This is a genomic window from Pseudomonas sp. S2_E02 (assembly GCF_054668355.1).
In genome coordinates this window covers 3,686,127-3,706,972 of the sequence record NZ_CP162761.1, presented here as the reverse complement: position 1 = coordinate 3,706,972, position 20,846 = coordinate 3,686,127, and the positions used below count along the sequence as shown (strand labels likewise).

Here is a 20,846-nt window from a genome sequence, read left to right as displayed (position 1 = left end):
CATGAGCCGGCCGCTGCTGTGGCTGCTGATGTGTGTGATACCTGCGCTGGCGACGGCGCAGGATGAGCCGTTGCGCGTGGCCTATAAGGGCGAGTTGTTGTCGCTGAGTCAGACGCAATTGATCGCCCGCGAGCCCTTGCCGCCGACGCTCGATACCCCGTTGGGCAGTCTGTGGAAATTGTTCGTATACGCATGGCTGGTCGATACCGGTGCGCGTGAGCCTGCTTATGAATGTCGCGGACAGTCGAAGGAAGAGGTTTATTGCTGCTCGGCGGGTAGCAGGATCGAGCGTGATCAGGCGTTGGTGAAATCCTGCGGGTTGTACTTTGAGCCTGCGCGATTGGGGCTTTCTTCTGCCGACTGGCGCACGTATTGGCAGGCGCGGCGGGCGCCATCGTGGCTGCTGGATTTGCCGTCGGTGCAGCCGGCTCAACGGGTTTCCGTGATCGAGTTGTTGAAGGTCTTGGCTGCTTTGCCGGCGCAGGATCAAGCGCGTCGAGTGCTGCTCGATGTGGTGCTGAATGCGGCGGACGGTAATGTCGTCGGCGAACTGGGCGGGCGTTTGCGGGTGAAAACCTGGAGCTGGCTTGGCGATCAGGATCCGCAGTCGCGCCAGGGTGGTTTCGCCGGTTGGACCGCGGACGGATCTCCGCTCTGGGCGGGTGGGCGTGGTACCAGTCAGATGGTTTTGCGCCATTACGGACAGGCACTGGCGACGGTGTTGCCCGCCGCATGGCCGGCAGAAGCCGGGCGCTGTGTTGAAGTCGGGTTGTTCTCGCGCTATCCGCTCACGCGGGTTTTGGATGGTGAGCGGATGGTGACGTCCGGCCCGTTGCAGGGCGATTACCGCGTCGAATTCGCCAATGGCAACGCGCTGGATATCCACAGTGACGGCGAACTGTTTCTGCTCAACGACAAACTCGTCGCAAGGCTTGATCGCGAAGAATATGTAGCTCGCGTCCTTGAGCGCGAAGCCAAACCGGAACCCGCCGAAGCGGCCAAAGCGCTGGCCGTGGCAATCCGCACTTATCTGCTGCAAAACGCCACGCGCAACGGCGATTGCCTGAGCATCGACGACAGCAGCAATCGCCAACGCGTCGCACCGCGTCCAGCCTCGGCCGAGTCACGCAACATCGCGGCGTGGACGGCGGATCTGGTACTGGCCGGTAGCACCGTCACCTATCACTCCGATCAACCCGGCCCGGACAAACTCGCCTGGCAACAAGCCGTCGAGCAGGCCAATGCCGGTCAGCGCTACGACGCCATTCTGCTGCACGCCTATCCGCGCGCCAGCCTCAGTCGCTGGGACAATCCGGTCGCCTCCTGCGAGGCACTGCCCGCCGCGCAAGACTGGCTGCAGAAACAGCGACGCGGCTGGCGCCCGAAGCTGGAAAGCGAAACCGGCTACAACGAAGTCAGCACATTCGCCGTGTGCAAACTGGCCTTCGGTAGGCCCTTCGTCGACCGCGAACGCCAACGCATCTACGTACGCGGCGTACTGACCCTGCAGGATCGCCTCGACCTGACCCACGAATATCTGCACCTGGCCTTTGAAGCACACCCCAACGGCCAGGATGAAACCTACATCGAAGGGCTCGCCCGTCACCTTTTGCTGGAATAGACCATGACACTCCGTTATCCACAGGTCTTGCTGCTGCTCTGCACCTTGACTGCGCTCTCGCCAGCCATCGCTGCCGACGGCGTCAAACTCGACACCCCGATCGGCGGCTGGCGCAGCGGCGCCCCCGAAGGCGAGGGTGAAAGCTTCCGCCAGACCGTCAATTACCCGGCCTCATCGGTCAACACCCCGGTCGGCCAGGCCAACACTGCCCGCATCAGCGGCGAGATCAAAGCTGCGCGGAAGGACAACGAACCCGGCCGCCTGATCGTCAACGGCGTGAGCATGCCGCTGAAAATCGACGACAGCGGCCGCTTCGACCGCCCGTTCTCCTTCCCCAACGGCAGCAACAGCGTCGAAGTGCGCAGTCCCGACGGCCAGCAACGCCACCGCACGCAATTCCTCAACACCAGCGGCGGCGCCACCCCGGCAAAACTGCGCGTACTGTTGGCGTGGGACAGCGACGGCACCGACCTCGACCTGCACCTCGTCACCCCCGACGGCGCGCACATCTGGTACGGCAACCGCAGCGCCGCCAACGGCGCCGCGCTCGACGTTGACGTCACCACCGGTTATGGCCCGGAAATCTTCGCCATGCCGGCGCCGATCAAGGGGCAGTATCTGGTGTATGTGAATTATTACGGCGGTGGGTATCGCGGGGATGACGAGGGCGGGGATGAAGCGGTACAGGCACTGACCACGGCGCAGGTGACGGTGATTACTGAAGAGGGTACGCCGAGCGAGAAGATGGAGACGTTTCTGATCCCGATGCGGGCGGTGGGGGAGTTGACGTTGGTTAAGGCGTTCAGTTATCCGTGAGGGAATTGGGCTGCGGGTTGCTGCCCAATTTCAGGTCGCAGACATTGGACCGACTCAGGGCAGGAGCGAAAGACGGTCCTGCGCAACCTCGTAAGCAGCTTCTCTCTCTCGCTTCCCGATTGCGATTACAAACACCACAATCTCTTGATCAAGGACCTGATAGATCAGGCGATAGCCAGCGCTTTTCAGCTTCACTTTGTAGCAATCCGGGAGCTCGCGAAGTCGATTGGCTTCTATTCGAGGATTCTCCAATACCTCTGTGAGCTTCTTCTTGAACTGGTGGCGAACCGTATCGCCGAGTTTGTTCCACTCCTTTAAAGCACGACGATCAAATTCAAGGTTATAGGTCATCCAGACTTACCTTGACTCGTTGAGGTGCCGCGAGGCGTTCGGTGACTACGGCTATGAGTACTTCATCTTCCTCGCTGAGCAATGCTGCTTTGAAGGGTAGCTTGCCTCGCTCGGCGACGTATTGGAGTGTCTGACGCAAAAGCTCTGAGGGAGTTACTCCCAGCTTTTCCAGTTCGGCGAAGGAGCGCTGCTTCAGATCATCGTCGATGCGAATGTTGATGGAGGCCATGATGAAATACCTGTAATGACGTTTGTCGTTACGGTACCAAGAGGCTCTTCTGTTCGACAAGCGCGAATTTATGTTTCAGACGGTAGGCCGGGTTTATTTCAGGCATTAAAAAGCCGGCTTGTGGCCGGCTTCTCGGGGACTGGCTTGGTTTATTTTTGGTAAACCGCGCCAGCCTTCAAAACGTACATCCGGATCTGCGTCCGGCTGTGGGACTTGGTCAGACGTTGGTCTGCCGCGTCGGGCGCTATCTGAGCCGCGGGGCGGGTCGATGCGCAAATGTGGGGCGCAGGATACTGAGTTTTGTTGTGGATTCCCAGCCTGAAGTGCGGTTTAGAGCAACCGCAGTCGAACAAATTCGAGATTTGTACCGATTATCAGGGCCTCATCGCGAGCAGGCTCACTCCTACAGGAGGCTTTGCAGGCCGTGAGATCATAGAAACGGCACCACCGGCCGCCGCTTGCTCACGGTCGACCACCAGAACACCCAGCCCAATATGTGAATCCTTTGCTCCTCGATCTGTGCCGGGCGGAACACTTCGTCCGGGTATTCGGCGTTGTTGTGGCTGCGCAGGCGTAGGCCGTTGCCGGGCATGCGGTGCAGGTATTTGATGCGCAGCATGCCGTCGTGTTCGATGGCGTAGATCTCACCGTCGACGACCTGGGTCAGGCTGCGGTCGATAGCGACGATGGAGCCGTCTTCGATGCGTTCGGCCATGCTGTTGCCGATCATGTGCGCGCAGATGGCGTCGGCGTGGCGGATTTCCAGTTGATCCAGTGGTGCACGCAGCAGGCGGATGGACAGGTCAGGGTCCTGGATGACGTGGGTTTTGTCGGAGCCGTTGGTCAGGGGTGTTTCTTTGAAGAAGGCCAGTTCGATGTCGTTGGGATGGATGAATCGATAGGACCCTTGGGGATCCTGAGCGTCGAAGCTGTCGCCATTGCTGGCTGGCGGAGTCAGGCTTGGCAGCTCTTTTGTGCCTTGTCCGGTTTTCAGCCATTCGCTGTTGACGGACAGCAGGCGTGAGACTTCTTCCATGCGATACGCCGGGACGCCCCGGGTGTACCAGTTGTGGACATTTTGGGCTTCCGTGCCCCAGAACTTTGCGAAACCCGTCGTCGAGATGTTCGCAGCTTCCAGGAGTGCCTTGAATCTTGGACCGCTAGTGTTCTTTCTCATAAACACGGAGTCTACGGCCGTGCCAGAGCGGTTTGAATAAACCGGGCGTTCAAAAACGGGCTGAATTTTGCGACGGGATGTAAGACGTTCTTGTGGGAAATTACACAAGATAAAACTTTTCTGTAGTCCGTCATAAACACTCTGTTTAAGGCGGCTTTTCCCGAGCACAAAAAACCCCGGATCAACCGGGGTTTTCTTCAAGCCTCACGCGTAGCGCAACTGCTTAGCCTTTGTAGGCGGCAACCGACTTGGTGATCGCTTCGCGGGCGGCGTCTGCACCGGCCCAGCCTTCGATCTTGACCCATTTGCCTTTTTCGAGATCTTTGTAGTTCGCGAAGAAGTGCTCGATCTGCTGGATCAGCAGTGGCGGCAGGTCGGTGTATTCCTTCACATCGACGTACAGCTGGGACAGCTTGTCGTGTGGTACTGCGATGACTTTGGCATCGCCGCCGCCGTCGTCGGTCATGTTCAGGATGCCGACTGGACGCGCGCGGATTACCGAACCTGGGGCAACCGGGTAAGGGGTCACAACCAGTACGTCGAGCGGATCACCGTCGTCAGCCAGGGTGTTCGGGATGTAACCGTAGTTGGCCGGGTAGAACATTGGGGTGGCCATGAAACGGTCAACGAACAGGCAATCGCTGTCTTTGTCGATTTCGTATTTGATCGGCGCGTGGTTGGCCGGGATCTCGATCGCGACGTAGATGTCGTTCGGCAGGTCTTTGCCAGCCGGAATCTTGCTGTAGCTCATTGGGCGTTGCCCCCGTAGTTGACCAAAAACACTTGGCCGGATTGACCAAAAAGTGGCGGCGATTATAGGCATATTCTGCCGTCGACGCCATGTACCGAAAGTCGTGCAGACCTTAGTCGTGCGCCTGATAGACCGGGTCTGTGGCCTGAAGTTGCCGCAACCTGCCCAGCGGGTCCTGCCGGTAGAAAAGCTGCAACTGCGCATAGACCTGTGGATAAGCCTCGTGCAGCAGATCCGGGGCGCTGAAGAAGTACTCGCTGGTGACCGCAAAGAACTCGGCGGGGTTTTCGGCGGCGTAGGGATCAATGGCGGTTTCGGCGTCAGGATCATGGTCGAGCTGACGGTTGAGGTCGTCGTAAGCCTTTTGCATGACGTCGGCCCAGTCGCTGACACGCATGTCGGCATGCAGCGGCGGCAGGCCATTGGCGTCGCCGTTGAGCATGTCGAGTTTGTGCGCCAGTTCGTGGATCACCAGGTTGTAGCCTTCCCAGCCACCACTGGCCATCACACCCGGCCAGGCAAGAATGATCGGCCCTTGCTGCCAGGCTTCGCCGCTGTGTTCGCCGTCCCACTCATGCTCGACACCGCTGGCGTCACGATGACGTTGCGGGCTGAGGAAATCGTCCGGGTAGAGGACGATTTCATGAAAACCCTGATACCAGTTCAGATCGCCGAGATTGAGCAGCGGCAGCTGCGCCTGGGCGGCGAGCAACAGGCGTTGTTCCTGATGCAGTTCGACGCCGGGCAGGGTGCTCAGGTGTTTGTCTGCAAGGAACAGCACGCTGGCTTCGCGCAGCCACTGGTCTTCGGCTGCGCTGATGCCGTCAAGGAAGCTCAGGTGATGGCGCACCCGTTGCCACATGTCGTCGGCAATCGGGTGCTTTGCCAGAGTGCGCCGGCGACGCCAGGCGCTCAGCGACCACATCGGCTTAGTGCGATTGGGCTTTGGTGCCGCCGAAGCGGCTGCGAACCACACCGATAATCATCGGTACCAGCGACAGTAGAATGATGCCGACGACCAGCAACGACAGGTTTTTCTTGATGAACGGCACGTTGCCGAAGAAGTAGCCCAATGTCACCAGACCGCCAACCCACAACACCGTACCGAACACGCTGAAACCGAAAAAACGCGGGTAGGGCATCTTCGCTACACCAGCGACGAAGGGTGCAAAGGTGCGGATGATCGGCAGAAAACGCGCCAGGGTCACGGTTTTGCCACCGTGCTTGTCGTAGAAGTCGTGAGTTTGTTGCAGGTAATCGCGACGGAATATTTTCGAGTTCGGGTTGCTGAACAACTTCTCGCCCGCCGTTCGTCCGATCACGTAGTTGGTACTGTCGCCCAGTATGGCCGCGAGCATCAGCAGGCCGCCCAGCAGCACCGGATCCATGCCACCGCCAGCGGCCACGGCACCGGCAATGAACAGCAACGAATCACCCGGCAGGAATGGCATCACCACCAGACCTGTTTCACAGAAAATCACCAGAAACAGGATGGCGTAGATCCATGGACCATAGTTGTTCACCAGCAAATCGAGGTACACATCGAGATGCAGGATAAGGTCGAGCGGGTTGAAATCCATGGGGGCACCTGTATGACGGCCTGACTCTGCAGGCCTGTGCGGATGATTCGGGTGTAAGCCTACAGCGGGGTGTAGTTTTTCTTACAAGCCGGAAAGCTCGGGATTATACGGTCTGAAAGATGAAAAGCGCGTTGGTTTTGTCGCGGGGGATGTCGGGGTGTGAACAATTGTCAGGATGTATTTAACGTGGCTGAGGGAGCAGGCTCCCTCATCACAGGCTGCATGCGCGGTCAAAGCTCTTCGCTGATCGGCAACACGTAGTTCTTGAACTCGGTGTCTTCCTTGAACCCGATGGACTCGTAGGTTTTCTGCGCGACTTTATTGTTGCTGCTGGTGGAGACACGCATGCGCACGGCTTGGGTTTCCTTGGCCATTTTCTTCGCAGTGCGGATCAGGTTGTCAGCGACCAGTTGCCGGCGCGCGTCTTCGGCGACATAGATGTCGTTGAGGATCCACACGCGTTTGAGCGACAACGAGGAGAAGCTCGGATAGAGCTGACAAAAGCCCATCAGCTTCTTGTCGTCATCGTCGGCCAGGGCCAGGTAGATCACCGATTCCTTGCGGCGCAGACGCTTTTCAAGGAACGCACGGGAGGAATCCGGGTAAGGCAGTGAACCGTAGAACTCGCGATATTTGACGAACAACGGAGTCAACAAATCCAGATGTTCGAGGGTCGCTTGAATAATCCGCATGATAGGTCTCGTCTTCAAGTGGCTGTCTTCAACTGCTCTGACGGCGATGGGAAACCCGTGCGGCCGTGCATCGATCCTGCCTGAAACCGGCGCAGAAACGCAATGCGGAAACGGTTCAGGTTGTGGGCGGATCGAGTAGGAAATTACCTTTCATGTCTACACCGGCGTCCGATTCCAGCGTCTGAACCTGTGCTTCGTCCTTCAGGTTGACCCCTGACAGCTGCCGCCGACAGGCTTCGCGCATCAAATAGAGCAAGCGATGCGCCGCCATGCCGTAGCTCAAGCCTTCGAGCCGCACATTGGAGATGCAGTTGCGGTAGGCGTCGGTCAGGCCGATTTTTGGATTGTAGGTGAAATATAAACCGAGACTGTCCGGTGAGCTGAGGCCCGGGCGCTCGCCAATCAGCATCACCAGCATTTTTGCACCGAGCAATTGGCCGATTTCATCACCGACGGCAACGCGACCCTGTTCCATCAGGATAACGGGCGCCATCGACCAGCCGTCAGCGCTCATTTGCTCCTCCAGTCGGGTCAGAAACGGCAGGGTATGCCGATGAACCGCCAGTGCCGACAGGCCGTCGGCCACGACAATCGCCAGATCGACACCACCCGGATGCGCCGCAGCGTATTCACGCAAGGCCTGCGCCGATTCATCGCTGAGCTTGCGCCCAAGATCCGGGCGTTGCAGATAACTGTTTCGATCCGTAGCGGCGCTGTGCAGCAGCAGGCTTTCGCGTCCGCGTTCAGTCAATTGCGCACTGAGTCCGGCATGATCAAATGGCAGATGCACGGCATCGCGTGCCTGCGCGTGGGCAAACTGAAAATCCAGTTGCGCGCTGGTCGGCAGACTGGTGCCGGTACGGCCGAGGGCGATCCGTGCCGGGGTCAGGCGGCGCAGTTCCAGCCAAGGGTTTTGCGGGTCCACGGGCGGTTTTTCCATGTGACTCATCCCAGTTGCGCCAGCGCCTGGCGGAAGGCCGGCGGCAAGTTGTTACCGAAGCGAACCTTGCCGTCCGCTTGGGTGAAGATGCCCATGTTCGCCAGCCACTGCTCAAACTCCGGCGCCGGTTTCAGGCCCAGGGTCTGGCGGGCGTAGAGGGCGTCGTGGAACGAGGTGGTCTGGTAGTTGAGCATGATGTCGTCGGAGCCGGGGATGCCCATGATGAAGTTGATCCCGGCGACACCCAAGAGGGTCAGCAGGGTGTCCATGTCGTCCTGATCGGCTTCGGCGTGGTTGGTGTAGCAGATGTCGCAGCCCATCGGCACGCCGAGCAACTTGCCGCAGAAATGATCTTCGAGGCCGGCGCGGATGATCTGTTTGCCGTTGTACAGGTACTCCGGGCCGATAAATCCTACGACGGTGTTCACCAGAAACGGCTTGAAATGTCGCGCCACGGCGTAGGCCCGGGTTTCGCAGGTCTGTTGGTCGACACCGTGGTGGGCGTTGGCCGACAGGGCGCTGCCCTGACCGGTTTCGAAATACATCAGGTTCTGTCCGAGCGTGCCGCGATTCAGGCTCAGGCCGGCGTCGTAGCCTTCCTGCAACACGTTCAAGTTGATGCCGAAACTGGCGTTAGCCGCTTCGGTACCGGCAATCGACTGGAACACCAGATCCAGCGGCACGCCACGGTTGATCGCCTCGATGGAGGTTGTGACGTGGGTCAGCACGCAGGCCTGAGTCGGAATGTCGTAGCGCTGGATGATCGCGTCGAGCATTTCCAGCATCGCGCAGATCGAGGCGATGCTGTCGGTGGCCGGGTTGATGCCGATCATCGCGTCGCCGTTGCCGTAGAGCAGACCGTCGAGAATGCTCGCGGCGATGCCGGACGGTTCGTCGGTCGGATGATTGGGTTGCAGGCGCGTCGACAAACGTCCGCGCAGTCCGAGGGTGCCGCGAAATTTGGTCACGACACGAATCTTTTGCGCCACCAGCACCAGATCCTGCACGCGCATGATCTTCGACACGGCGGCGACCATTTCCGGGGTCAGCCCGGGGGCGAGGGCGCGCAGGCTGGTTTCGTCGGCAGCATCGCTGAGCAACCAGTCGCGGAAGCCGCCCACCGTGAGGTGGCTGACCACGGCGAAGGCTTGCTTGTCGTGTGTGTCGATGATCAGCCGGGTGACTTCATCGGCCTCATAGGGAATCAGCGCTTCTTGCAGGAAATGCGTGAGCGGAATGTCGGCCAGCGCCATTTGCGCGGCCACGCGTTCGCCGTCGTTGAGCGCGGCGACGCCGGCAAGAAAGTCCCCGGAACGCGCCGGGCTGGCCTTGGCCATGACGTCCTTGAGGCTGTCGAAGCGATAGGTCTGGGCGCCGACGGAATGGGCGAATGCGGCCATGGGGCGGTGTCCTCCTGATTCTGTGGATAACTCAGTCCCCTGTGGGAGCGAGCTTGCTCGCGAAAGCGGACCGACATTCAAAACAATTGTCGACTGATACTCCGCTTTCGCGAGCAGGCTCGTTACCACATTGGATTTTCATGCACTTCTATATAGCGGGCACCGGGCGAAAGGCCCGGTGCCGGTGCAACTAGATACCTTCGAGCATAGCGTCTGCCGGCGCTTCGGAGCGCTGCTTAGCGGTCAGCTGGAAATACAGGTAACCGGCGGCCATGAAACCGAGGAACACACAACCGATCAGCGTGTTGAACCACGCCATCGCGATCAGGCACACCACCGCCAGAAACAGCGCAATCGCCGGTACCACCGGATAGCCCGGGGCGCGGAAGGTGCGCTCCAGATTCGGTTCGGTCTTACGCAGTCTGAACAGGCTGAGCATGCTGATGATGTACATCACGATCGCCCCGAATACCGACATGGTGATCATCGCCGCCGTCAGGGTCATGCCTTGCAGATTGACCAGGCCGTCGCTGTAAATCGCCGCGATGCCGATCACGCCACCGGCCAGAATTGCCCGATGTGGCGTCTGGAATCGCGAGAGCTTGGCCAGGCTTTTAGGCAGATAACCGGCGCGGGCGAGGGCGAAGAACTGCCGCGAGTAGCCGAGGATGATCCCGTGGAAACTCGCCACCAGCCCGAACAGACCGATCCACACCAGCATGTGCATCCACGACGAGTTATTACCGACCACGGCTTTCATCGCTTGCGGCAGCGGATCGTTGATGTTCGACAGTTGGCGCCAGTCGCCGACACCGCCAGCCATGACCATCACACCGATGGCGAGGAACACCAGGGTCAGAATGCCGCTGACATAGGCCTTGGGAATCGTGCGTTTCGGGTCTTTCGCCTCTTCGGCCGCCATGGCTGCACCTTCGATGGCGAGGAAGAACCAGATCGCAAAGGGTATCGCCGCAAAGATCCCCGGAATCGAGCCCAAGGTGAATTCGTTGGCGCCCGACCAGCCATTGAGCACGAAATTGCTGAAGCTGAAGCCTGGTGCGACTACGCCCATGAACACCAGCAATTCGGCGACGGCGAGCACGGTGACCACCAGTTCGAAAGTCGCAGCGATGCTGACACCAAGGATGTTCAGGGTCATGAAGACGAAATACGCGCCGACGGCGGCGATCTTCGGATCAAGTTCCGGATATTGCACATTCAGGTAAGCGCCGATGGCCATGGCAATCGCCGGTGGCGCGAAGACGAACTCGATCAGCGTGGCGATGCCTGCGATCAATCCGCCTTTTTCGCCGAACGCCCGACGGCTGTAGGCAAACGGCCCCCCGGCGTGTGGGATGGCGGTGGTCAATTCGGTAAAGCTGAAGATGAAGCAGGTGTACATGGTCGCGACCATCAGCGCCGTGACCAGAAATCCGAGGGTGCCCGCGGTGCCCCAGCCGTAACTCCAGCCGAAGTATTCGCCGGAAATCACCAGGCCGACGGCAATGCCCCACAGATGCAGGGTGCCGAGTGTGGGTTTGAGCTGTGTGGTGGAAGTCATAAGTCCTCTCTGTTTTTTTATTGTTCGATCTGTTGGACTTTCGGGTGCAGTAGTTGGGTGGATGAGTGCTGTTCACGCAGCGGCAGTTTTAGTGCGAAACCTGAATGACGGGTACGCAAGGGCCGTGCCAGAGCGGCCAGGCCTTGTGTTGTGTCATTGAGGACGCCAATCGCGAGCAGGCTCACTCCTACAGGAGGAATACGGTGCAATTGTAGGAGTGAGCCTGCTCGCGATAGCGGTCGATAGGGCAACACTGAAACATCAGTGTTGCGCCGGGTTTTTAGAAGAAGCCCAACGGATTGATGTCGTAGCTCACCAGCAGGTTTTTGGTCTGCTGATAGTGATCGAGCATCATCTTGTGGGTTTCACGGCCGACGCCGGACTTCTTGTACCCGCCGAACGCGGCATGCGCCGGGTACAGGTGGTAGCAGTTGGTCCATACGCGGCCGGCCTTGATCGCCCGGCCCATACGGTAGGCGCGGTTGATGTCGCGGGTCCACAGCCCGGCGCCGAGGCCGAACTCGGTGTCGTTGGCGATGGCCAGGGCTTCGGCTTCGTCCTTGAACGTGGTGATGCTCACCACCGGGCCGAAGATTTCTTCCTGGAACACGCGCATTTTGTTGGTGCCCTTGAGCAGGGTCGGCTGGATGTAATAGCCGGTCGACAGGTTGCCCTCGAGTTTTTCCACCTTGCCGCCAGTCAACAGCTCAGCGCCTTCGCCCTTGGCAATTTCCAGGTACGAAAGAATCTTGTCGAATTGCTGCTCGGACGCCTGCGCGCCAACCATGGTGTCGGTGTCCAGTGGATCGCCACGTTTGATTTGCAGGACTTTCTTCATCACGACAGCCATGAACTCGTCGTAGATCGATTCCTGTACCAGTGCACGCGACGGGCAGGTGCACACTTCGCCCTGGTTGAAGAACGCCAGCACCAGACCTTCAGCGGCTTTCTCAATGAAGGTCGGCTCGGCCTGCATGATGTCTTCGAAGAAGATGTTCGGCGACTTGCCGCCCAGTTCCACGGTCGACGGAATGATGTTTTCGGCGGCGCACTTCATGATGTGCGAGCCGACCGGGGTCGAGCCGGTGAAGGCGATCTTGGCGATGCGTTTGCTGGTGGCCAGCGCTTCGCCGGCTTCTTTGCCATAGCCTTGAACAATGTTCAGCACGCCCGGCGGCAGCAGATCACCGATCAGTTCCAGCAACACGGTAATGCCCAGCGGGGTTTGCTCGGCCGGTTTGAGCACCACGCAGTTGCCGGCGGCCAACGCTGGCGCGAGTTTCCACGCGGCCATCAGGATCGGGAAGTTCCACGGGATGATCTGGCCGACCACGCCCAGCGGTTCGTGAATGTGATAGGCCACGGTGTTGCCGTCGATTTCGGCAGCGCTGCCTTCCTGGGCGCGCAGGCAGCCAGCGAAGTAGCGGAAATGGTCAGCGGCCAGCGGGATGTCGGCGTTGAGGGTTTCGCGAATGGCTTTGCCGTTGTCCCAGGTTTCGGTGATCGCCAGCAGTTCGAGGTTCTGTTCGATGCGGTCGGCGATTTTCAGCAGGATCAGCGAGCGCGCCTGCACGGAGGTCGCGCCCCACGCGTCGGCAGCGGCGTGGGCGGCGTCCAGTGCCTTGTCGATGTCTTCGGCAGTGGAACGGGGAAATTCGGCAATCGGTTGGCCATTGACTGGCGAGGTGTTGGTGAAGTACTGACCTTTGACAGGCGCGACGAACTCGCCGCCGATGTAGTTACCGTACTTGGCTTTGAACGAGACTTTGGCGCCTTCAGTACCGGGGTGAGCGTAACGCATGATGATGTTCTCCTTGGCTTTGTACTTATTAGAGAAACGCGCAAGTGCGCTTGCTATAAGCGTAGAGCAAAGGTCGGGCCACTGCCGTGCAGGGCAGGTAAATCAAGGGTTTGGCAGGTTTTTGTCGGACGGGCGGATGGCACCTGTGACGGTTTCGGTACAGCGGGGGTGACAGCTTGTACCGCTTTTGGCACAGCCAGAGACCGGACAGTCTTGCCAGCATTGCAATGCGTCGATGGCTGGAGGATGCTGGGCATCACCTCAGCATTGGGCCGTCGAGCCTCGGGGAGAACAATAAGAAATGCACGACAATCATTTGAGTCGCCATGCCCAACAGGTTCTCACCGTGACCCAGGGCAAACCGCACCTGCACGGGCCCGGCGCCGATCCGTCGATTGCCCGTTCATGGCTGCGCTGTCTTGAGGACTATCACCTCGACCCGGCGCTAAGCATGGCGCCGACCGTGCTTGAACACGGACGCGTACTGGAAAGCCGCGAACGCCTGCAACAAGTGCTGCAGATCGCCGGCAATGAAATGAGCAGCCTGCATCAACAACTCTCCGGCGCTGGCCACGCGGTGCTGCTGACCGACGCGCGCGGGGTGATCCTCAACTGCGTCACCGCGCCGGCCGAACGCAAGATCTTCGAACGCGCCGGGCTGTGGCTTGGTGCTGACTGGAGCGAGGCCTGCGAAGGCACCAACGGCATCGGCACCTGCTTGGTCGAGCGTCAGGCCCTGACCATCCATCAGGACGAACACTTCCGCGGCCGTCACACCGGCCTGACCTGTTCGGCGAGCCCGGTGTTCGACCCGCACGGTGAACTGTTGGCGGTGCTCGACGTGTCTTCAGCGCGTCACGATGTCTCGCGGCAGAGCCAGTTTCACACCATGGCGCTGGTCAACCTCTCGGCGAAGATGATCGAGAGTTGCTACTTCCTGCGTTGTTTCGATAACCAATGGTTGTTGCGTTTTCATCTGCAGGCCGAATCGGTCGGGTTGTTCAGCGAAGGCTTGTTGGCGTTTGACGGGGAAGGGCGGATCAGCGCGGTGAATCAGAGTGCACTGAATTTGCTCGGGCATATTCGCGGTGGTTTGCTGGGTAAACCGGTGGAGGCGTTTTTCGATTGTTCACTGAATGAGTTGCTTGGCCGCGCGAGTGCCAATGCCAGTGCCAGTTGGCCACTGCGCACCTGTGACGGGCGACATTTGTTTGCTGTGTTGCGCGGGGAATCGCGCAAACCTGTACCGATGCTATCGACGCCGGTAGTGGCTGAGGCGCCGCGCTTGTCGGGTATCTGTCTCGGTGATGAGGCGTTGCAGGCTGACTTCCGAAAAGCCTTGCGCGTCTTCGAGCGCGACGTACCACTGTTGATCAACGGCGAAACCGGCTCCGGCAAAGAAGCCTTCGCCAAGGCCGTGCATCAGGCCAGTCAACGCTCGAGCAAAGCTTTCGTTGCCCTTAATTGCGCGGCCATTCCCGAGAGCCTGATCGAGAGCGAACTGTTCGGCTATCGCGGGGGCAGCTTCACCGGTGCGCGCAAGGACGGCATGCGTGGCAAGTTGCAACAGGCCGACGGCGGCACGTTGTTCCTCGATGAAATCGGCGATATGCCACTGGCCTTGCAGACTCGGTTGTTGCGGGTGCTGGAGGATCGGCAGGTGGTGCCGATTGGCGGCGAACCGGAAGCGGTCAACGTGCGGATCATCAGCGCCACCCACCGCCATCTGCTGGATCGGGTTGCGGATGGCAGCTTCCGCGAGGATTTGTATTATCGGCTCAACGGCCTGGAAGTGGCGTTGCCGGCTTTGCGCGAGCGCAGTGATAAATCGCAGTTGCTGGATTTTCTGCTGGCTGAAGAGGCGGGCGCTGAAGCGATCCTGATCGAAGAGCCGGCGCGTCAGGCTTTGCTGGCCTTCAAGTGGCCGGGGAATGTGCGGCAGTTGCGCAATGTGCTGCGTACGCTGGCGGCGTTGTGTGATGAAGGGCGGATCGGGGTTGAGGATTTACCGGTGATGATTAGGCAGGGGAGTCCGACAGTATTAGCGGTTAAGGAGTCCGATCATCCGCTGGAAGACGCCGAACGGTTGGCTCTGCTCAATACGCTGGAGCAAACCCGCTGGCACATGACCCAAACGGCTCAGCAACTGGGTGTCAGCCGCAACACTCTTTACAGGAAGCTGCGTAAGCATGGGATTGAGCGGCGGGTCAGTTAGAAGGCCCTCACCCTAGCCCTCTCCCGGAGGGAGAGGGGACTGACCGAGTCGGTCTACTGATCTACGCCGACCTGAAATATTGAGCCGAACTCAGGATTTGAAGGCAACCAAGATCGGCTCCCTCTCCCGAGGGGAAAGGTGACTGATCGAGGTGTTTTGGCGATTTACGCCGACCTGAAATATTGAGCCGAACTCAGGATTTGAAGGCAACCAAGATCGGCTCCCTCTCCCGAGGGGAAAGGTGACTGATCGAGGTGTTTTGGCGATTTACGCCGACCTGAAATATTGAGCCGAACTCAGGATTTGAAAGCGACCGAGATTGGCTCTTTCTACTTGGGGGAAAGGGGGCTGATCGAGGTGTTTTGGCGATTTACGCCGACCTGAAATATTGAGCCGAACTCAGGATTTGAAAGCGACCGAGATTGGCTCTTTCTACTTGGGGGAACGGGGGCTGATCGAGGTGTTCTGGCGATTTACGCCGACCTGACATATCGAGCCGAACTCAGGATTTGAAGGCAACCAAGATCGGCTCCCTCTCCCGAGGGGAAAGGTGACTGATCGAGGTGTTTTGGCGATTTACGCCGACCTGAAATATTGAGCCGAACTCAGGATTTGAAAGCGACCGAGATCGGCTCCCTCTCCCTGGGGAAAGGTGACTGATCGAGGTGTTTTGGCGATTTACGCCGACCTGAAATATCGAGCCGGACTCAGGATTTGAAAGCGACCGAGATCGGCTCCCTCTCCCTCGGGAGAGGGCTGGGGTGAGGGGCGACAATTAGCAGCCGAACCGAGATACTGCGGCCAACCAGTCCCGCCCCTCACCTAAAGAGTGCGATTTCCCCCTCCCTACGCTAACCTGCGGCCATGTTTTACGAGGTCGACTATGCACATTCATATTCTGGGTATCTGCGGGACTTTCATGGGCTCGATGGCGGTCTTGGCCAAAGAGCTGGGCCATCACGTGACCGGCTCCGACGCCAACGTCTATCCGCCGATGAGCACGCAGCTGGAAGCCCAAGGCATTCAACTGACGCAGGGCTACGATCCGGCGCAACTTGATCCGGCACCGGATCTGGTGGTAATCGGCAACGCCATGTCCCGCGGCAATCCGGCGGTGGAATATGTGCTGAACAAAGGTCTGCCGTACGTGTCCGGCCCGCAATGGCTGGCTGACCATGTGCTGCAAGGTCGCTGGGTATTGGCGGTTGCCGGTACGCATGGCAAAACCACCACCAGCAGCATGCTCGCCTGGGTCCTGGAACACGCCGGCATGAGCCCGGGCTTCCTGATCGGTGGCGTGCCGCAGAACTTCTCGGTGTCGGCGCGTTTAGGCGGTACGCCGTTCTTTGTGATCGAGGCCGACGAGTACGACAGCGCCTTCTTCGACAAGCGCTCGAAATTCGTCCACTACCGTCCGCGCACAGCGATCCTCAATAACCTTGAGTTCGATCACGCTGACATCTTCCCGGATCTGCCAGCGATCGAGCGGCAATTCCACCACTTGGTGCGGACCATCCCGAGCGAAGGCCTGGTCATCCATCCGACCACCGAGCCGGCCTTGCAACGGGTGATCGAAATGGGCTGCTGGACCCCGGTGCAGACCACCGGTGCCGGCGGCCAATGGCAGGTCAAACTGCTCAGCGAAGACGGCTCGGCGTTCGAAGTGATGTTCGAAGGCGTGTCGCAAGGCACCGTCGAGTGGGAGCTGACCGGTCAGCACAACGTCGCCAACGCCTTGGCTGCTTTGGCGGCTGCGCGTCATGTGGGCGTGGTGCCGTCGATGGGCATCGCTGGCCTGAGCGCGTTCAAGAACGTCAAACGCCGCATGGAGAAGGTCGCTGAAGTACGCGGCATTACCATCTATGACGACTTCGCCCACCACCCGACTGCCATTGCCACCACCCTCGACGGCCTGCGCAAACGCATCGGCGACGCGCCTCTTATCGCGATCATCGAACCGCGCTCCAACTCGATGAAACTCGGCGCGCACCGTGATGGTTTGCCGGACAGCGTGGTCGATGCCGATCAGGTGATCTGGTACGCTCCGGCCAACCTCGGCTGGGACCTGGCCGGCACTGCCGCGTTGTGCACCGTGCCGTCGATCGTCAGCGACTCGCTGGAAGGCATCATCGAGCGCGTGAAGAGCCAGGCGCAGCCGGGTACGCATGTGGTGATCATGAGTAACGGCGGCTTCGGCGGCCTGCACGGCAAACTCGCCGAGGCGCTGCAATGAACACTCGTTTTGAGAGCAATGGTCCCGAACGCATCACGCTGGCGATGACCGGCGCGTCTGGCGCGCAATACGGCTTGCGCCTGCTCGATTGCCTGGTGCGGGAAGATCGCGAGGTGCACTTCCTGATCTCCAAGGCTGCGCAACTGGTGATGGCCACCGAGACCGATGTGACGCTGCCGCCCAAGCCGCAAATGATGCAGGCCTTCCTGACCGAATACACCGGAGCTGCCGCCGGGCAGATCCGCGTGTACGGCAAGGAAGACTGGATGTCGCCGGTGGCTTCGGGCTCCGGCGCACCGGCAGCGATGGTCGTGGTGCCATGTTCCACCGGGACGTTGTCGGCGATTGCCACCGGCGCCTGCAACAACCTGATCGAACGCGCCGCCGACGTCACTTTGAAAGAGCGTCGCCAATTGATTCTGGTGCCGCGCGAAGCGCCCTATTCGAGTATTCATCTGGAGCACATGCTCAAGCTGTCGAACATGGGTGTGACGATTCTGCCGGCCTCACCGGGTTTCTATCATCAGCCGCAGACCATTGATGACCTGATCGATTTCGTTGTGGCGCGGATTCTCAATCTGCTCGGCATTCCCCAGGACATGCTGCCGCGTTGGGGTGAGCATCATCTGAGCAGCGATGAATAAGCTGCTGGCGATTTTGCTGGCGCTGCAACTGACCGGTTGCGCCACTGCGCGCACTCTCGACGCCGCCAAACCGGGCGCGCCGGTGGTGTATTCCGGGACGCGGCTGGACTTGTATGCATTGAATGGCGGGTGTTGCGCGATGGATCGGTTCGGGGCTGAAGCGCCGAGCTATCCGGGGGTGGATCTGCCGGCGAGTGCATTACTCGATACGTTGTTGCTGCCGTTGTCACTGCTCACGGTGATTGGCGTGAGTTTTCAGGCGACTGGTGGATTGTAGGGGAGTGCTGCGCACTCTATTCGCGAGCAGGCTCGCTCCCACAGGGGAAGCGGTGCAATTGTGGGAGCGAGCCTGCTCGCGAAAGCTTTCTTCCTGACGCTATGGATTATTTGCCCAGCTTGCGCAGCTCATCCGACTCGATCACCCGCACCCCATCCTGCTCTTCCAGCGCCAACCGCCACATCGCCCGCGCCAATTGGCACGCTTCGATGCCCCGGTATTTACCCGGAATCAGCTTTGACAACGGCGCGGCCAGTTGCTCGGCCAGACGTGGTTCGGTCCGTTCACCCAACAACAGCGAAGGCCGGCAAATGGTCAATTGCGGCCAGTCCTGCGCACGCAAGGCCTGCTCCATTTCGCCTTTGACCCTATTGTAGAAAACCGACGATTTCGGATCCGCGCCAATTGCGCTGATCACGATCAGATGCCGCGCGCCCATCTCCCGCGCGCGTTTGGCGAACGCCACCACCATGTCCAGATCCACCGCGCGAAACGCTGCTTCAGAGCCGGCCTGTTTGATGGTGGTGCCGAGGCAGCAATAGGCGATGTCGACGCGGCCACTGAGTTGCGGCAGAAACACCTGCGGATCGCCCACCGGGTTTTCAAGATGCGGATGTTCGGCCAAGGGGCGACGGGAAGGGGCGAGCACGCGAGAAATCGTCGGCTCGTTGAGCAAACGGTCGAGTAGATGTTCACCGGTCAAACCGGTGGCTCCGGCAAGCAATACGTGCTGAGGCGTCAAGTACATAGTGTCTCTCCCTTGATACTGTTCAGCTTAGTTGCTCTTTGTCGCTCCGTCGTTCAATGCAGCACTCTGCAATGCTTTTCTGGCTTGCTGTTTGCGCAGCAGTTGCCAGTGCGACAGCACGGTTTTCGGCGCCCAGATCTGCGGCTCCGACGCTTCGAAATTATCCGCCAGTTCACGCTCGGCGACGGTGGCCTTGGCCAGTTTGAAGGCTTGCTCCAGATCATCGGTCTGGTTCAGCGCCTGGGCGAACAGTGCATCGCCGAAGTAGGTGAAGTTGGCTTCTTCCGAGCAGCCGAAGGACACCCGATCCGCGCGCGAGGCGGTCATGATCAGCGTGCGTTCGTCTTTCAGCGCCGGGATAAAGCCGCCGGAGTAGCACGACGAAATCACGATGATCTTGTCGCGATTTTTCAGCGGCGCCAGTACAGCGGCGAGTTCATCGGCGGGCAGGTCGGCCAGTTCCATGCGCGGCTGGTCGAGCACCAACTCATGCTCGGCGGTGCCGTGGCTGGTCAGGTAGATGAACAGCAGATCTTCCGGGCCGCTGCGTTCGGCCAGCGTTTGCGCGGCACGACGCAGGTTCTCGCGGGTGGCCATCGGCCGGTCGCCGAGGTGGTCACGGTGGTTGACCAGACGGACCTGGCCATAAGCGCCAAAGCGCGTGTTGAGCATGTTGGCGACGTAGTCGGATTCGCGCAGGAATACGCTTTGTTTGCCGTCGCCGCCGAGGGTCAACGTGTACAACTCGACCGCCGGGGTCGACGCGGGAATGGCGGCCAACGCGTCATCAAGCAGACGGCCCTGAGCGAGCAAGCCGAGTTCGAGCGTATCGGGCAATAACTTGCCGTCGGCGTCGCGCACGCGCTGGCCATTGACCCAGGTGCCGCTCATCACACTGCCATCGGTGAGCACCAGGGTGCCGCGTCCGGAGTAACTGTCGTTGTCGAAGCCGCCGATGTAAAAGCTGCCATCGGACAGGTTCAAGCGGCCCTGACCGCTGAAGCGCCAGTCGCTGAACGTGCCGATGTAATGGCTACCGTCGGCGCCGATCAGTTCGCCCTTGCCGGTCAGCGCGCCTTCCTTGAACTGGCCGAGCCAGACATCGCCGTCGGCGTTTTCGTAGCGACCTTTGCCGTGCAGTTGATTGTTCTTGAAGCCGCCGACGTAGATATCGCCGTCCGCGCTGTTGAAGGTGCCTTTGCCTTCCAGCTGACCGTTGACGAAATGCCCGCTGAACGAGTTACCGCTGGCATCGCCGCGCTGGCCCTCGCCGTTGGGCTTGCCGTGGGCGAACTGGCCTTGATAGGAGCTGCCGTCGTCCATTTCCAGACGGCCGAGCCCGGAATATTGATCGGCCTTGAACTCGCCACGGTAGGTCATGGCGTTTTCTTTCAGGGTGCCTTCGCCTTCGCGGCGTCCCTGTTTGAAGCCGCCGGTGTAACTACTGGCGTTGGTGGTCAGGCTGCCTTGGCCGTCGAACAGGCCTTGCTGAAACTGTCCGCGATAGACCTCGCCGTTGCTGCCATGCCATTCGCCCTGACCATGCCACTGACCCTTATCGAACTGCCCGGCATACCAGCTGCCGTTGGGGTAGTCGACGCGGCCCTGACCTTGCAGCAAGCCATCGACCAGTTCACCACGATAGCGTCCACCGTCGGGCAGGCGCGCATCCGGGGGCAGCAGCGATTCGCCGTCGCCGCACGCGGTGAGCATCAGGGTCAAGGCAAGGGGTGCAAGACGAGCGAGTGAGCGCATAGCGGGATCCGGGCAATTAGGCGACCGAGTATGCCGCAGCTATGTGACCTAATGC

At 59.9% G+C, this 20,846-nt stretch carries 19 protein-coding genes; 6 read left to right on the top strand and 13 right to left on the bottom strand.

The genetic code is table 11. The annotated features are described in order from the left end of the window. Position 1 precedes the first annotated feature (1 nt). Positions 2-1,621, top strand: a complete 1,620-nt coding sequence (locus tag AB4O01_RS16630) for a DUF2300 domain-containing protein (protein WP_460089058.1) — start codon at positions 2-4, stop codon at positions 1,619-1,621. Between the two features lie 3 nt (positions 1,622-1,624). Then, entirely contained in the window at positions 1,625-2,437 is an 813-nt protein-coding gene (locus AB4O01_RS16625) for a YfaP family protein (RefSeq protein WP_460089057.1), read from the top strand. A gap of 54 nt (positions 2,438-2,491) precedes the next feature. Here the strand turns inward: AB4O01_RS16625 and AB4O01_RS16620 are convergent, their stop codons facing one another. The 11 genes from AB4O01_RS16620 to exaC all read right to left on the bottom strand — a co-directional run bounded on the left by AB4O01_RS16620 (position 2,492) and on the right by exaC (position 12,919). Beyond that, positions 2,492-2,788, bottom strand: a complete 297-nt coding sequence (locus AB4O01_RS16620; RefSeq protein WP_016984129.1) for a type II toxin-antitoxin system RelE family toxin — start codon at positions 2,786-2,788, stop codon at positions 2,492-2,494. After that, positions 2,778-3,017: a type II toxin-antitoxin system RelB/DinJ family antitoxin gene (locus AB4O01_RS16615; RefSeq protein ID WP_016984130.1), complete on the bottom strand. Its 240-nt coding sequence runs from the start codon at positions 3,015-3,017 to the stop codon at positions 2,778-2,780. Before AB4O01_RS16615 ends, AB4O01_RS16620 begins: the two co-directional genes overlap by 11 nt. Before the next feature lie 430 nt (positions 3,018-3,447). Beyond that, positions 3,448-4,194: a S24 family peptidase gene (locus tag AB4O01_RS16610; protein ID WP_093434520.1), complete on the bottom strand. Its 747-nt coding sequence runs from the start codon at positions 4,192-4,194 to the stop codon at positions 3,448-3,450. A gap of 223 nt (positions 4,195-4,417) precedes the next feature. Then, positions 4,418-4,945 (bottom strand): inorganic diphosphatase, encoded by a 528-nt coding sequence (gene ppa, locus AB4O01_RS16605; RefSeq protein WP_003205933.1) that lies wholly within the window; start codon positions 4,943-4,945, stop codon positions 4,418-4,420. 112 nt (positions 4,946-5,057) lie between these two features. Continuing rightward, positions 5,058-5,870: a M90 family metallopeptidase gene (locus AB4O01_RS16600; RefSeq protein ID WP_320336268.1), complete on the bottom strand. Its 813-nt coding sequence runs from the start codon at positions 5,868-5,870 to the stop codon at positions 5,058-5,060. A 4-nt stretch (positions 5,871-5,874) separates the two neighbouring features. Then, the gene (locus tag AB4O01_RS16595; RefSeq protein WP_064118832.1) at positions 5,875-6,525 is read right to left on the bottom strand and encodes a DedA family protein; all 651 of its coding nucleotides are present in this window, start codon (positions 6,523-6,525) and stop codon (positions 5,875-5,877) included. 230 nt (positions 6,526-6,755) lie between these two features. Continuing rightward, complete coding sequence (locus AB4O01_RS16590) at positions 6,756-7,217, bottom strand: GNAT family N-acetyltransferase (protein WP_460089056.1); 462 nt, start codon at positions 7,215-7,217, stop codon at positions 6,756-6,758. Between the two features lie 115 nt (positions 7,218-7,332). Then, positions 7,333-8,166, bottom strand: coding sequence for an ethanolamine ammonia-lyase subunit EutC (gene eutC, locus AB4O01_RS16585; protein WP_371914441.1), 834 nt, complete (start codon positions 8,164-8,166; stop codon positions 7,333-7,335). Continuing rightward, entirely contained in the window at positions 8,163-9,557 is a 1,395-nt protein-coding gene (locus AB4O01_RS16580; RefSeq protein WP_454563301.1) for an ethanolamine ammonia-lyase subunit EutB, read from the bottom strand. The genes eutC and AB4O01_RS16580 overlap by 4 nt, the downstream gene beginning before the upstream one ends. 190 nt (positions 9,558-9,747) lie before the next feature. Further along, positions 9,748-11,118: an ethanolamine permease gene (eat, locus tag AB4O01_RS16575; RefSeq protein ID WP_093434529.1), complete on the bottom strand. Its 1,371-nt coding sequence runs from the start codon at positions 11,116-11,118 to the stop codon at positions 9,748-9,750. A 280-nt stretch (positions 11,119-11,398) separates the two neighbouring features. Then, on the bottom strand, positions 11,399-12,919 hold the full coding sequence (gene exaC, locus AB4O01_RS16570; RefSeq protein WP_016984137.1) for an acetaldehyde dehydrogenase ExaC: 1,521 nt from the start codon (positions 12,917-12,919) through the stop codon (positions 11,399-11,401). A gap of 301 nt (positions 12,920-13,220) precedes the next feature. Between exaC and AB4O01_RS16565 the strand changes: the two genes are divergently transcribed. From AB4O01_RS16565 to AB4O01_RS16550, 4 genes are all read left to right on the top strand, one after another. Beyond that, positions 13,221-15,134, top strand: a complete 1,914-nt coding sequence (locus AB4O01_RS16565) for a sigma-54-dependent Fis family transcriptional regulator (protein WP_093434532.1) — start codon at positions 13,221-13,223, stop codon at positions 15,132-15,134. A gap of 883 nt (positions 15,135-16,017) precedes the next feature. After that, entirely contained in the window at positions 16,018-17,367 is a 1,350-nt protein-coding gene (gene mpl / locus AB4O01_RS16560) for a UDP-N-acetylmuramate:L-alanyl-gamma-D-glutamyl-meso-diaminopimelate ligase (protein ID WP_007909560.1), read from the top strand. After that, positions 17,364-18,011: a flavin prenyltransferase UbiX gene (gene ubiX, locus AB4O01_RS16555; protein WP_007909567.1), complete on the top strand. Its 648-nt coding sequence runs from the start codon at positions 17,364-17,366 to the stop codon at positions 18,009-18,011. Before mpl ends, ubiX begins: the two co-directional genes overlap by 4 nt. Continuing rightward, complete coding sequence (locus AB4O01_RS16550; protein WP_007909569.1) at positions 18,004-18,288, top strand: YceK/YidQ family lipoprotein; 285 nt, start codon at positions 18,004-18,006, stop codon at positions 18,286-18,288. Before ubiX ends, AB4O01_RS16550 begins: the two co-directional genes overlap by 8 nt. A 106-nt stretch (positions 18,289-18,394) precedes the next feature. On the opposite strand, the gene AB4O01_RS16545 is transcribed toward AB4O01_RS16550, so the two are convergent. Together AB4O01_RS16545 and AB4O01_RS16540 are read right to left on the bottom strand one after the other, a co-directional pair. Next, positions 18,395-19,036: an oxidoreductase gene (locus tag AB4O01_RS16545; RefSeq protein ID WP_093434538.1), complete on the bottom strand. Its 642-nt coding sequence runs from the start codon at positions 19,034-19,036 to the stop codon at positions 18,395-18,397. A gap of 27 nt (positions 19,037-19,063) precedes the next feature. Then, on the bottom strand, positions 19,064-20,791 hold the full coding sequence (locus AB4O01_RS16540; protein WP_099757277.1) for a C13 family peptidase: 1,728 nt from the start codon (positions 20,789-20,791) through the stop codon (positions 19,064-19,066). Positions 20,792-20,846 lie beyond the last annotated feature (55 nt).

Excerpts from the sequence above, each read along its gene's own strand:
- AB4O01_RS16550 (WP_007909569.1), top strand. The coding sequence starts at position 18,004 with ATGAATAAGCTGCTGGCGATTTTGCTGGCGCTGCAACTGACCGGTTGC.
- mpl (WP_007909560.1), top strand. The coding sequence starts at position 16,018 with ATGCACATTCATATTCTGGGTATCTGCGGGACTTTCATGGGCTCGATG.
- AB4O01_RS16600 (WP_320336268.1), bottom strand. The coding sequence starts at position 5,870 with ATGTGGTCGCTGAGCGCCTGGCGTCGCCGGCGCACTCTGGCAAAGCAC.
- eutC (WP_371914441.1), bottom strand. The coding sequence starts at position 8,166 with ATGAGTCACATGGAAAAACCGCCCGTGGACCCGCAAAACCCTTGGCTG.
- AB4O01_RS16620 (WP_016984129.1), bottom strand. The coding sequence starts at position 2,788 with ATGACCTATAACCTTGAATTTGATCGTCGTGCTTTAAAGGAGTGGAAC.
- AB4O01_RS16565 (WP_093434532.1), top strand. The coding sequence starts at position 13,221 with ATGCACGACAATCATTTGAGTCGCCATGCCCAACAGGTTCTCACCGTG.
- AB4O01_RS16540 (WP_099757277.1), bottom strand. The coding sequence starts at position 20,791 with ATGCGCTCACTCGCTCGTCTTGCACCCCTTGCCTTGACCCTGATGCTC.
- exaC (WP_016984137.1), bottom strand. The coding sequence starts at position 12,919 with ATGCGTTACGCTCACCCCGGTACTGAAGGCGCCAAAGTCTCGTTCAAA.
- eat (WP_093434529.1), bottom strand. The coding sequence starts at position 11,118 with ATGACTTCCACCACACAGCTCAAACCCACACTCGGCACCCTGCATCTG.
- AB4O01_RS16615 (WP_016984130.1), bottom strand. The coding sequence starts at position 3,017 with ATGGCCTCCATCAACATTCGCATCGACGATGATCTGAAGCAGCGCTCC.
- AB4O01_RS16590 (WP_460089056.1), bottom strand. The coding sequence starts at position 7,217 with ATGCGGATTATTCAAGCGACCCTCGAACATCTGGATTTGTTGACTCCG.
- AB4O01_RS16580 (WP_454563301.1), bottom strand. The coding sequence starts at position 9,557 with ATGGCCGCATTCGCCCATTCCGTCGGCGCCCAGACCTATCGCTTCGAC.
- AB4O01_RS16595 (WP_064118832.1), bottom strand. The coding sequence starts at position 6,525 with ATGGATTTCAACCCGCTCGACCTTATCCTGCATCTCGATGTGTACCTC.
- ppa (WP_003205933.1), bottom strand. The coding sequence starts at position 4,945 with ATGAGCTACAGCAAGATTCCGGCTGGCAAAGACCTGCCGAACGACATC.
- AB4O01_RS16545 (WP_093434538.1), bottom strand. The coding sequence starts at position 19,036 with ATGTACTTGACGCCTCAGCACGTATTGCTTGCCGGAGCCACCGGTTTG.
- AB4O01_RS16610 (WP_093434520.1), bottom strand. The coding sequence starts at position 4,194 with ATGAGAAAGAACACTAGCGGTCCAAGATTCAAGGCACTCCTGGAAGCT.
- ubiX (WP_007909567.1), top strand. The coding sequence starts at position 17,364 with ATGAACACTCGTTTTGAGAGCAATGGTCCCGAACGCATCACGCTGGCG.
- AB4O01_RS16630 (WP_460089058.1), top strand. The coding sequence starts at position 2 with ATGAGCCGGCCGCTGCTGTGGCTGCTGATGTGTGTGATACCTGCGCTG.
- AB4O01_RS16625 (WP_460089057.1), top strand. The coding sequence starts at position 1,625 with ATGACACTCCGTTATCCACAGGTCTTGCTGCTGCTCTGCACCTTGACT.